The sequence below is a fragment of the Vibrio anguillarum genome (genome assembly GCF_003390515.1).
Taxonomy (GTDB): domain Bacteria; phylum Pseudomonadota; class Gammaproteobacteria; order Enterobacterales; family Vibrionaceae; genus Vibrio; species Vibrio anguillarum.
Genome location: NZ_CP031478.1, coordinates 122478 through 134614, shown reverse-complemented (window position 1 = coordinate 134614; position 12137 = coordinate 122478). Strand labels below are relative to the sequence as shown.

The window sequence follows — 12137 nt, the reverse complement described above, 5'->3', positions numbered from 1 at the left end:
ATTAATCGGTATGTTTTGAACTCAGTGTAAAGTAAGAAGCCTTAGCGTGTGCTAAGGCTTCATTTTAATGAGGGATAAATTGAGTGGGCAAAAAAATCTAGGTTTAGAATTGATAACTTTCGGGTACCACAACAATGCCATTTTCTGAAATACGGAAACGCTGGGCATCTTCAACTGGGTTTAAGCCAATTTGAGTATGTGGAGGGATTTTTACATGTTTATCAATAATACATCTCATGAGCTGACACCCTGCGCCGACTTCAACATCATCAAATAAAATGCTATCGACCACTGTTGCACCATCATCAATTCTGACGTTTGAAGAAATAATGGAGTGTTGTACAGAACCTCCAGAATTAATCACACCGTTTGAAATGATCGAATTAATGAATATACCTTCGTTACCTGTTGCAGAAGAAACCGTGCGCGCAGGTGGGTATTGCGCTTCGTATGTTCGAATGGCCCAGTTTTTTTGGTATAAGTTCATTGGTGGAACGGGTTCGAGTAAATCCATGTTAGCGTTATAAAAAGAATCAAGTGTTCCGACATCTCGCCAGTAACAATCTTTAGCGACTCGCCCCCGGTCACCGCAAAACTCATACGCATAAACAGCATGGCTTTCAATCAATTTGGGAATGATGTCATTGCCAAAATCGTGACTCGAGTTTTCCAGTTCAGCATCATTAATCAAAGCACTTTTTAATACTTCCATATCAAAAATGTAGATCCCCATAGAAACTAAGCTGCGATGCGGATTATTAGGCATGGAGGGTGGGTCACTTGGTTTTTCGATGAATGAGGTGATCTTGAAGTCATTATCCACATTCATCACGCCAAAGGCAGAAGCTTGTTCTCTTGGGACATCCATGCAGGCGATAGTCAGTGCAGCATTTTTTTGCTTATGAGCTTCGAGCATAGAGGCATAGTCCATCCGGTAGATATGATCACCAGATAAAACAACGACGTGTTTGGCATCACTGCGTGAAAGTAGCCACATATTGTGATAGATAGCGTCCGCCGTTCCTTCGTACCATTTTCCGCCTTTTCTCATCTGCGGGGGGATCACAGAAATGAATTCGCCGAGTTCTGGATTGAAAATAGACCAGCCATCACGTAAATGTTTTTGTAATGAATGAGATTTATATTGAGTCAGGACCAAAATCTTTCGCAGCCCTGAGTGTAGGCAGTTGGTGAGTGTAAAATCAATGATTCGATATTTTCCACCAAAGGGTACAGCCGGTTTTGCTCTGTCATCGGTTAGCGGAGATAGCCGCGAACCGACGCCACCGGCTAACACAACGGTTAGTGTTTCTTGCATCTTATTTCTCCCTAAATATGTGCAATCTATTTACCATATTAGAGAGTAGTACAAGTTTTAAGCCAAAAGTAAAAATGATAGCGAACAATACGTTACAAACTAAGTTTGCGATAATTGCACGAAAATAAACCCATTTTATTTCTCGATGCACTTAAATGGTGCTAATTGTTAAGCAAATTCTTCCATCTCGACACTGGTCAATACCGAGACAAGATTACGCCCCGAAGCTTTTGACTCATACAATGCAATATCGGCCCGTTTATACACTTCTTCGGGTTTTTCTGTAATGTCAGTGATGCCACCGCTGATCGACACTTCTAAACGATGATTTAAGTGAACGGCTACTCGTAAACGGTGCATGACCAACTCAGCTTCTGCCAGTGGTGTATGAGGCATAATGATGGCAAACTCTTCGCCTCCGATGCGAGCTAAAAAGTCCGTTTCTCTTAGGTGCTCACTTAATTGTGTTGCGACAGAACGAATGATTTTATCGCCTTCTGCATGGCCTAATTTATCATTAATGCGTTTAAAATGGTCGATATCAATAATCGCTAAGCACGACTGCACTTGAGCTTGGTAACGTTTTACGCGTAAGCATTCTGAACGCATTTCTTGATCAAATTTCCTGCGGTTCCAAATGTTGGTGAGCGCATCTTTCTCGCTGAGCTCACGCAGGCGATTTTCTAGCTCTTTGCGATGACTAATATCAACAAAGGAGGCCACATAAAACTGAATAATTCCGTCTGAATCACGGATGGTTTGAATACGTAAGATCTCGGTTTGCATTGAGCCATCTTTACGCTTATTAATGACTTCACCTTCCCATAACCCTTCGTCTTGCAGCACTTTCCACATATTCATGTAAAAAGCTTGATTGTGCTTACCGGAGGAAAAAACGGAAGGTTGTTTACCTCTTACCTCGGCTAAGGTGTAGCCGCTGATCCGGGTAAACTCATTGTTTACTTTGATAATGCGGTTATTACGATCGGTAATCACCATAGCGGACATACCATTCATCGCCGCCCTAGCCAGTTTGCTCTCAATACTGTTTTTATCGTGGTTTGCGTTCCAACGAATAAAACCGGCCGCAATCGTCATTACTAATAGCGCGATGCCAACCGCTTGAAAGCTAATTTTTAGCTCTGTGGCAGAAAGCAATTTATTGAGGGCATCACCATTTAATGACTGAATTAGGTAAATTGGCTCCATTTCTGGGAATATGGATTGCAAAGGAACTTGAGTAAAACTATACCAGCAGTTGTTATCCCATACCGTGCCAGAAGCTTGCTCTTGCATACTTTTCCATAGTATAGGGGCGACACTGTTAATATTCAGCATGTGGTATTTCGACGGGTTTTCTTGCTGAGATAAGATCTCATTTTCATGATGAATATACTGCCCCTTGAAACTGATGATGTCTGGGCGACTCAGTGAATTTAACCTCTGGTTAAATTTTTTGTACAACTGGGTTAAATTAAGATTTGCTACAAAATAGCCTTGCCTTTTTCCATCAAAATCTATTGGTGCAATAATCCTAAATACTGCGGTTATCTGGGAAGCAGTACCATAATTTTCTTCTTCTCTTTCACTATCAACACCGAAGATCCCAATTTGGTTTGGGGAAAGGTTTTGCGCATACTGAAAATAGTCTCGGTGCAATTTGTTTTTTAGTTGTGATCTTGGCACTGCTTCTGTTGATCCATTACTCTGATTCACGCGAATTAATTCGTTACCCGCTATATCAAAAAGCCTGAGCCGAGAATAAAGGATTTGAATACGAGCTGCTAATAACCAAAACGCCTGTACCGCTTCGATATTTTCGGTGGAGGGAAGACGTAACGCGCTGTACAACATGGTGTTGTTTGACAATATTTGAGTGGAATTGTAAACGTCATTAAACGCAGTAAGCAGTTCGTGCTTATTGTATTCTAGTTGAGAATGGCTTTTTTGTTCGATCATTTGCACAGTTTGTTCGTGAGCTTTGTCGAATTCTTTGACGAAATAAAGAAAGGGCACAACCCCAAGCACGACACTAACAAATAGCCATTGAGCTAAGTATTTATAGAAAGAGCGAAACATAGCGGCACACATAAGTTATTGAGTGCATAGTATATCGCTGATATATGAGAAGTCGCTTCCAAATATCTGATATCGTGGAGTACATCAAATTTGTGGGGTAATTCTGTTGATACAAAGAGTCAAAAGAAGCGCATAAGTAGCGAAGAAGCATCATGCGCTTAAGCCTGAAGGCCGTTTTACGTTTTAGAACTGAAAACGAACATTCATGACGATCTGTGGGCCGTAAACGCCGTTGTTTTTGGTTTCAGCTCCTAACGATAATTGTTCGGTAGAGTGAAAACGTAATCCAGCGCAAAAGACCGAGTGTTCATCGTTCTTACCCAGTTTAATATTGGCTTCAATTTGGCTCGATAACCAGATCCGGCTGCCAATATTAAACTCCAACTGGGTTTCGCTTTTGCCACCCTGTTCATCGGTAGGTCTAATGTGGTGAACAAGCATTTGTCCGTAGACATCAGCAAATTGGTTTATTGGACCGTTAAAGCCAATTCCGCCAGCGGCATCCCAATCTCCGTCAAATCTCGAATCGTAACGAGCGACCAGGTGTGTGTTATCGGTTAAATAAGTACTAAATTCTGCACCTGAGGATTCAGGGCTGATAGCGGTTCTGACTTCAAAGAAGTTATAATTAAAATTGTTAGCTTGCGCAGAGAAAGAAAGAACGCATGACAAACCGACTAGGCCTAGTGAGTACGCTTTTTTATACATGTACGCTTCGTCCTGAAAAGATGAAAATTAAGCTGAATAAGATACAGCAATGGCCTGCAAATTACAGGCCATTTTCACAAAAAAATCCATCTTATTTTTTGTGTTTTACCATCAAGAGAGCAATAAACAGTAATGATTATAGAACTTGGATCTGATCCACTTCGATTTCAGGTGTCAGTCCTCCTTCATATTCGCCATAAAGGCGAACCTTAGTCTCGGCATTGAGTGGTGCTGTGAAGTGGATATCATCATCCAGTTCTACTTGAATCTCACCGTTGCCATCACTGAATACGAATGTGTCTTTTCTGATTTGACGAATCAACTTTCCTTCAACCACAACATGCTTTTCTGTAAACATATTGGTGTCTTTTAGCAACGATTCCACAGACGTAAGTTCGATAGGACCATTGTAATTGATGGTATTACTGTTTTGGTTTTGGTTATGGTTACCTGCAAAAGCGAAAACAGGAGCAATAATCATCGAAGCTGCTAGGGCTAGTGTTGTACGTTTCATTTTTAATTCCTCTATGGGTTTGTTGTTTTGATGAAGCGATTTAAACACTAAGATGTTGAACACACTCTGAGCGGAACATTAATATTCCATTCATTTTATTGAGTGAGTAGTAGCTGTGACGGTATGATTGCCAGCAAACGCCTATCGTAGAGTTAATATGGAATCAACATTAAGGTCATTGATGGTGCAGGGCACCACTTCCGACGCTGGAAAAAGTGTGCTAGTTGCAGGCTTATGCCGAGTGTTAGCACGTCGAGGAATAAAAGTAGCCCCTTTTAAGCCGCAAAACATGGCGCTTAATAGTGCGGTGACGGTCGATGGTGGCGAAATCGGGAGAGCGCAAGCTGTTCAGGCTCAAGCGTGTGGCGTTGAGCCATCGGTACACATGAACCCTGTATTACTCAAGCCAAATTCAGACACGGGTGCGCAGGTTATCCTGCAAGGCAGAGCGCTCTCTAATATGGAAGCAACGGGTTATCACGATTATAAGAAAGTCGCGATGAATACTGTGCTTGATTCCTACGCTCGGTTACAAGCCGAGTATCAAAGTGTCATGATTGAAGGGGCGGGAAGCCCGGCTGAAATCAACCTACGCGAAAATGACATTGCTAACATGGGGTTTGCTGAAGCGGCCGATGTACCTGTGATTATCATTGCCGATATTGATAGAGGCGGTGTATTTGCTCATCTGTATGGCACGTTAGCACTGCTTTCTGAATCGGAACAGCTGCGTGTAAAAGGGTTTGTGATTAACCGCTTTCGAGGTGATATTGCGTTACTGCAATCTGGCCTTGATTGGTTAGAAGCAAAAACGGGTAAACCCGTCATTGGTGTGCTGCCTTATTTACATGGCTTTGATTTAGAAGCTGAAGATGCGATCACTCAAGCGCAAACCCTCAGCAGCAACAGTAAATTGAATATTGTGGTGCCAGTGTTGACTCGCATTAGTAACCATACTGATTTTGATGCGTTGCGTTTAAATCCTGATGTTGACTTACGTTATGTGGGAAAGGGTGAACGGATCGAAAATGCGGATCTGATTCTGCTTCCGGGCAGTAAATCTGTAAGGGACGATCTTGCGTATCTTCGCTCGCAAGGTTGGGATCAGGATATCAAACGTCACTTGCGTTTCGGAGGCAAAGTGATGGGCATTTGTGGTGGTTACCAAATGTTAGGTCGGGTAATTCGCGATCCACTCGGTGTTGAAGGTGAAACGGGCGAAAGTGAAGGACTGGGGTTGTTGAACGTCAGTACAGAACTCACCGCTGAAAAAACGCTCAGGAATGTTCAAGGCGAGCTTATTTTACCGCAAGGTAAAGCGAAGGTCTCAGGCTACGAGATCCACGTTGGACGCACAACGCTCGATGATGCATCATCCTCAGCAATCATCACGTTAGACAATGGCAACCGTGACGGTTTATTAAGTGATTGCCAGCAAGTGTTGGGGACTTACATGCACGGAATTTTTGATAGTTTTCCTGCAACTGAGCTTATCTGTCGCTGGGCTGGTGCCGCTGATATAAGTTATTACGATCATGTGGCGCAAAAAGAACAAGCCATTAACCGCATTGCGGATGCGATTGAAGAGCATTTGAACTTGGCCTTATTATGGCCAGAATTAACGGAGCGTTAACATGAGAAAAATACTGCTCTCTATCGTCGCCATGCTGTGCTGTACGGCGGTTTATGCACAAGAGAAAATCACTGTTTATGCAGCGTCATCCATGACGAATGCGGTTAATGAATTGATTGCGGCTTACCAGCCGAAACAACCGTTAGATATTGTGCCCGTTTATGCGGGTTCATCCGCGCTTGCTCGTCAAATTGAGCAAGGTGCACCAGCGGATATTTTTATTTCAGCCAATGATAACTGGGTTACTCACTTGCTTAACAAGAACATTGTGACGAGCGATAAGGTCACATTGTTGGCTGGAAATCAGCTGGTGCTTATCGCCCCTCAATCGTCGAAGCTCAATTCGCTGGTGGTAAATGATGTTGCGGCATGGCTTGACGCCTTGAACGGTTCACGTTTAGCGATAGGTAACACAATGGCAGTGCCTGTGGGAATGTATGCCAAAGAGGCACTAGAAAAGTTAAAAGTGTGGTCGTCGCTCGCCCCTATGCTGGCTCAAACCAATAACGTACGTTTAGCGCTTGCGCTAGTGGAACGTCAAGAAGCCGCACTTGGTATTGTATATAAGACGGATGCATTGATGAGCCATAAGGTCAAAGTGGTACACGAATTTGATTCAAGCCTACACAGCGCCATCCATTATCCTTTAGTGCAGCTAACTGAGCGTGATACGGTGAATCAATTCATGCTTTTTTTACGCAGCGATCAAGCAAAAAGTATCTTACAGAACTACGGTTTTAGCGTGATGATAGGAACGGATTCCTTTGCTTTCTGAGTACGAATGGGTTGCACTGCAACTGAGCTTAAAAGTCGCGATTTATACCGTGCTTTGGCTCTTCCCGCTGGGAATGTTTTTTGCGTGGCTACTCGCCAGAAAGCAGTTTTGGGGTAAAAGTATACTGGATAGTCTAGTGCATTTGCCGCTCGTATTACCGCCAGTGGTTGTGGGGTATCTTCTGCTGATCACCATGGGTAAACAAGGCGTAATTGGACAGTGGCTTGATAATATGTTTGGCTTGCGTTTCAGCTTCAGTTGGCGTGGAGCCGTGTTGGCGTGTGTCATCATTGCACTGCCCTTGATGGTTCGTGCGATTCGTTTAAGCCTTGAAAGCGTCGATCCTAAGTTAGAGCAAGCGGCTCGAACCTTAGGCGCTTCACCACTCAAAGTTTTTTTAACCATTACATTACCCTTAACGATACCCGGGCTGATCACTGGCGCGATGCTCTCTTTTGCTCGCAGCCTAGGTGAGTTTGGAGCCACCATTAGCTTTGTGTCCAATATTCCCGGTGAAACACAAACGCTTCCTCTTGCGATGTATAACTTTTTAGAAACGCCAGGAGCCGAAATGGAAGCGATGCGTTTGTGTATTATCTCCATCGCGATTGCCTTGGCTTCGTTATTCATTTCTGAAGTGATTAGCCGCCGAATGACGCGGCGCTTAGGGACTCAATGATGAGTGGGTTAAAGATTCAATTTGAAAAACAGTTAGGTGATATCAAGCTTAATGCGGATTTGGTTTTACCAAGCCGTGGTATTTGTGCGGTTTTCGGGCGTTCAGGGGCGGGGAAAACCTCCTTCATCAATATTATCAGTGGATTGGTGAAGCCTGAACTTGGTGAAATCGAGATCAATGGCCGCATCCTATTTAGTCAACAAAAAAAGATTAACTTGCCTGTTGAAAAGCGCAACGTTGGTTACGTTTTTCAAGATGCTCGATTGTTTCCACATTACACCGTTCATGGCAATTTAAACTACGGTGTCAAAAAAAAGGATGCCGACCACTTCGCCGCTATCGTAAAATTATTGGCTTTAGCGCCATTACTTACACGTTATCCGCATGATTTATCGGGTGGGGAGAAACAGCGAGTAGCGATTGGCCGAGCCTTACTATCCAAGCCAGATATTTTATTGATGGATGAGCCGTTGGCATCGCTCGATATGCCGCGCAAACGTGAAGTGATGCCTTTTTTGGAAGAGCTGGCTCATAGCGTACATATTCCCATTCTCTATGTGACGCACAGCATGAATGAAATTTTGCGTCTGGCTAATCATTTAGTTGTGTTAGAGCAGGGCGCTGTGCTGATAAGCGGTGAGCTAGAGCAAGTGTGGTCTTCAAATTATATGCGACCTTGGCAATCATTTGCCGACCAAAGCAGTCTGTTTTCTGCCCACATCTGCCAGCACAACAAAGATTATGCGCTCACACAGGTCTCGCTTGCAGATGATGTCAAACTTTGGGTGCAATATGTGGAAGGCGAGGTAGGCTCTGCACTGCGATTACAGATCCGTGCAAATGATGTTTCGGTGGCGCTTGATAAGCCAAACCGGACGTCAATTCGTAATATTCTGCCTGCGCAGATTTGTCAGATTGAAAAGCAGCCTCAAGGTACTGATAAACAGAGTGTGGGGATAAAACTTAAGTTAGGCGAAGGGTGTTACCTGTGGGCTACGGTAACCAAATGGGCGGCCGATGAGCTACAACTGGATGTTGGTGATTCTCTGTATGTGCAAATTAAAGGCGTGAGCGTGTCGCAGCGTGATATCGTCTTAACGCATTAATATTTTTCATTATTAATGTATTGATTCAATAACCTAAGCCTCTCTTATCCCGAGTTCAGGTTCAATAGAAAAAGCCGTCATATAAAATTGACGGCTTTATGCTCAATGATGTGCGTTTTATTTTGCAAACACGTCTTTAAAATCGCGTTTTAGAATCGGGTCGCGGCGTGCTTTTTTGATCTGTTTAACCATATCTTTCACACAGTTATGCAGCACTTGATCAAGAAGCTCTGCTCGGTACTCTTCTTTATCTTGGTCTGTCATCTCTTTCGGTAAATTCAATGTTGGGAACTCCTCCATGACATTGACACCAGCAAAAGCTTGGCTGACAGAGATCAACGCATGAAACTGTTCAAAATTATCCAACACATTTTGCGCACTGGCTGGTAGAGAGTTCCAAGACTCGCGTACCGCTTCTTCAGAGACTTCATGTATAGACACGACCATGTAGTACATCTCTTGTGGCACTTGATCAAATTCAATTACTTGGCGCAATTCTGGCGAGATGGCGTCTAAGTCCACTACAGGTTGTTCGGTTTGCTTTACTTCAGACATGAAGATATCTCTTTAGGGGAAAAGCTACATGCTAAAAATTTATAGCGAAAAGTCAATATTGTGCGCAAAATTAAACAAAGAAAGTGAATAAATCTATGTTATACGTAAGCATATGATTGAAATTTAAAGGGGTTACAGATGGTAAGTTCGGGCTCTTCTATGAGGATCTTACTGGTCGATGACGTACAACTGGATCGAATGCAACTCACCATTCGTCTTAAGCAGCTCGGTCATCACGTGGAGGCAGTTGCCAGTGGACAAGCGGCATTGGATAGCTATTGCCAATTTGATCCAGAACTGATTCTGATGGATATTTCGATGCCCGGCATGAATGGTTTTGAATTGTCGAAAAAAATACGTCAGCAATACCATGAATGGGTACCTATTATCTTTTTAAGTGGGCATGATGAACCGTCGATGATCGCGCAAGCGATAGAGGCTGGCGGTGATGATTACTTAACCAAGCCAGTCGATAAACTGGTACTCAACTCCAAATTATTAGCCATGCAGCGTATTGCAAGTATGCGTCGAGAGCTTAAACGCGCAACGGTTAAACTTGAAGAGCTAAATCGTGTTTTGCAGCAGCAAGCAAATGAAGATGGCTTAACGCAAGTCTTTAATCGTCGATTTATAGATGACAAGCTTAAAGAGATGATCAGTTGGCATGGGCGGCACAAATTTCCAATGAGCCTCATTTTAATCGATGTGGACTATTTCAAACGGTTTAACGATAACTACGGCCATATAGAAGGAGATAACTGCTTGATTACCATTGCGCAAACAGTGAGTCAGTTATTTGTGCGCACTGGTGAGTATGTAGGGCGATATGGCGGTGAAGAGTTTTTAGTGCTGCTGGGCAATGCTAATTATGAACAGGCACTGATTGCCGCTGAGCGAATCCAACAATCAATGATCAAAGCACACTATCCTCATCAATACAGCGAAATTGCTGATCATGTCACCTTATCTCAAGGTGTGATCTCGTTAACGCCGAATGGCACTGAGTCTATCGCTAATATTTACAATCTGGCCGACGAAGCCTTGTACCAAGCAAAGCATCAAGGTAGAAATTGCTTTATTTCTTACGATGTTACCAATGCAGCATTAAGCTAATACACACACTTCACTCGCTCTTTTTTGTTAGCACATAAGCAATATGGTCTACACTAGTACTAACGCTTTGGATTAGAAGTCAGGATGCATATATCAACTTTTTTGGCTTATGGGTGCACTTTATGGACGGATTGCAGTATTTTTCACCAGATAGGGTGGCGGACATGGTGGGTGAAGAGAATGTGAATGAGATGCTGTGCGGCTATCGAACAAGCCTATTGGAAGCTTTGAATAAACTTAGTAATGCGTTTTGTGGCAACCAAGTTGAGGTGATTCATCACATTTCACACACGATGAAATCGTCATCTCGGTTTGTCGGAGCGGATGTATTAGCATTTGAATTCCAGAAACTTGAAGCCGCAACTGATAATCTAACCAATGTTACTCAAGACACCGAGTTTTCAATCAGTTCGATCAATGATCAAAGTAAGTTGTTGTTGGACGAAATCAACCAATATATGAATAAATAAAACAATGAAGCTAAGTGAGAATCAAATGGAAAAAGTACATTTGAAGGTCATGTGCATAGATGATGATGTTTTTATGCTTAAAGCCATTGCTCGTTTGATCAGGCGTATTCGTCCAGAATGGGAAATTATACTCGTTTCAGAGCCACTAGATTGGTTGTCAGAATGGAATAAGTATAATTGCCAACCGCCAGCCATTATCATTTCAGATTTACTCATGCCGCATAAATGTGGCGATGAGCTGTTAGAAGAGGTAAAGCAGACTTACCCGCAAGTAGTGAGAGCTCTTTTAACTGGGAATACGCAGGAGAATTTGCCTCAAAAAGCGCATGCGTATTCCCACTTCGTTCTGCCTAAGCCATTCACACAAGAGGATTTTGAACGCTTATTTGAATGTACCGAACGTCTTTATCAAATGCCGTTTAACAATGAGTGCCGAACTAAACTCGGAAGTTTGAAAGATCTTCCGGTATTACCCAATTCGATACACCGTTTACAACAAACTATTGCCTCTCCTACTTGTGATCTTCAATCAATCGCAGACACCATTAGCCATGAGCCTGTATTAGTCGCACGAGTGTTTCAAATTGCCAATTCTTCTTACTTGGGTTTTCGTCGAACCACAGATTCATTATCGGAAGCTGTTGGACGTTTAGGTGCGACTTTAGTGGAGAGCATCGCCATATCGTTATTGAGCCATCACGCTAACAGCTTAGTTTCAAAAAAGGCCCACCAAGATATTTCAGAACAGGCGCTGAGGGTGAGCTATATATCCCGTTTACTGGCTAAAAACTTGGGGTACTCCCTACAAGATAAAGATCGGGTGTTTGTCTCAAGCTTGCTTACCGCAATCGGAAAATTGATTTTGATGGAGGAAGGCGCTGATATCCATAATGTTGATTCTTTCTTAGAGCTTCAACAAGAATATGCTGATTACTACATAGTAACGGCATACATGCTGATGATATGGGGATACGGTTCAGAGATTGGAGAGATCGTTCTTAATCAAAGTAAGAGTGATTTTTTTTCAGATGACAAATCTGTTGTACTTGGAAGTATTGTGGGGCTTGCAAATCGCATAGAAGCATGTAGGGAAAATGAGAGCTACCAAACACTGATTGACGGTGTACCGAGTTCCATTGCAAGCGTATTAGTTGAGCTAAAACCCATATTTATTGAGTAATTATATA

Annotated in this window: 12 protein-coding genes; 7 read left to right on the top strand and 5 right to left on the bottom strand. The window is 42.9% G+C overall.

What is annotated here, in order from left to right; translation table 11 throughout:
* Positions 1-103 precede the first annotated feature (103 nt).
* The 4 genes from glgC to DD616_RS00550 all read right to left on the bottom strand — a co-directional run bounded on the left by glgC (position 104) and on the right by DD616_RS00550 (position 4619).
* The gene (gene glgC / locus DD616_RS00565) at positions 104-1318 is read right to left on the bottom strand and encodes a glucose-1-phosphate adenylyltransferase (protein WP_013867890.1); all 1215 of its coding nucleotides are present in this window, start codon (positions 1316-1318) and stop codon (positions 104-106) included.
* A 168-nt stretch (positions 1319-1486) separates the two neighbouring features.
* Positions 1487-3397 carry a sensor domain-containing diguanylate cyclase gene (locus tag DD616_RS00560; RefSeq protein ID WP_208871538.1) on the bottom strand — a complete coding sequence of 637 codons (1911 nt, stop codon included), beginning with the start codon at positions 3395-3397 and terminating at the stop codon, positions 1487-1489.
* Between the two features lie 183 nt (positions 3398-3580).
* Positions 3581-4105 carry a hypothetical protein gene (locus tag DD616_RS00555; RefSeq protein WP_017046411.1) on the bottom strand — a complete coding sequence of 175 codons (525 nt, stop codon included), beginning with the start codon at positions 4103-4105 and terminating at the stop codon, positions 3581-3583.
* Positions 4106-4241: 136 nt separating this feature from the next.
* A complete protein-coding gene (locus DD616_RS00550) occupies positions 4242-4619 on the bottom strand; it encodes a YgiW/YdeI family stress tolerance OB fold protein (RefSeq protein WP_208871537.1) in 378 nt (125 codons plus the stop codon).
* A gap of 157 nt (positions 4620-4776) precedes the next feature.
* Here DD616_RS00550 and DD616_RS00545 point away from each other — a divergent pair, with 157 nt between their 5' ends.
* The 4 genes from DD616_RS00545 to modC are packed head-to-tail and all read left to right on the top strand — an operon-like array spanning position 4777 to position 8812.
* Complete coding sequence (locus DD616_RS00545) at positions 4777-6252, top strand: cobyric acid synthase (protein ID WP_208871536.1); 1476 nt, start codon at positions 4777-4779, stop codon at positions 6250-6252.
* A gap of 1 nt (position 6253) precedes the next feature.
* Positions 6254-7027: a molybdate ABC transporter substrate-binding protein gene (modA, locus tag DD616_RS00540; RefSeq protein WP_047689698.1), complete on the top strand. Its 774-nt coding sequence runs from the start codon at positions 6254-6256 to the stop codon at positions 7025-7027.
* Complete coding sequence (gene modB, locus DD616_RS00535; RefSeq protein ID WP_208871535.1) at positions 7017-7706, top strand: molybdate ABC transporter permease subunit; 690 nt, start codon at positions 7017-7019, stop codon at positions 7704-7706. The genes modA and modB overlap by 11 nt, the downstream gene beginning before the upstream one ends.
* A complete protein-coding gene (gene modC / locus DD616_RS00530; RefSeq protein WP_176429075.1) occupies positions 7706-8812 on the top strand; it encodes a molybdenum ABC transporter ATP-binding protein ModC in 1107 nt (368 codons plus the stop codon). The genes modB and modC overlap by 1 nt, the downstream gene beginning before the upstream one ends.
* A gap of 117 nt (positions 8813-8929) precedes the next feature.
* Here the strand turns inward: modC and DD616_RS00525 are convergent, their stop codons facing one another.
* Entirely contained in the window at positions 8930-9367 is a 438-nt protein-coding gene (locus DD616_RS00525) for a DUF3069 domain-containing protein (RefSeq protein ID WP_017046416.1), read from the bottom strand.
* Between the two features lie 138 nt (positions 9368-9505).
* Here DD616_RS00525 and DD616_RS00520 point away from each other — a divergent pair, with 138 nt between their 5' ends.
* The 3 genes from DD616_RS00520 (at position 9506) to DD616_RS00510 (ending at position 12130) form a co-directional block, all read left to right on the top strand.
* Positions 9506-10480 (top strand): diguanylate cyclase domain-containing protein, encoded by a 975-nt coding sequence (locus tag DD616_RS00520; RefSeq protein WP_208871534.1) that lies wholly within the window; start codon positions 9506-9508, stop codon positions 10478-10480.
* Between the two features lie 164 nt (positions 10481-10644).
* A complete protein-coding gene (locus DD616_RS00515) occupies positions 10645-10950 on the top strand; it encodes an Hpt domain-containing protein (RefSeq protein ID WP_017048759.1) in 306 nt (101 codons plus the stop codon).
* Positions 10951-10954: 4 nt separating this feature from the next.
* A complete protein-coding gene (locus DD616_RS00510; protein ID WP_017047215.1) occupies positions 10955-12130 on the top strand; it encodes an HDOD domain-containing protein in 1176 nt (391 codons plus the stop codon).
* Positions 12131-12137 lie beyond the last annotated feature (7 nt).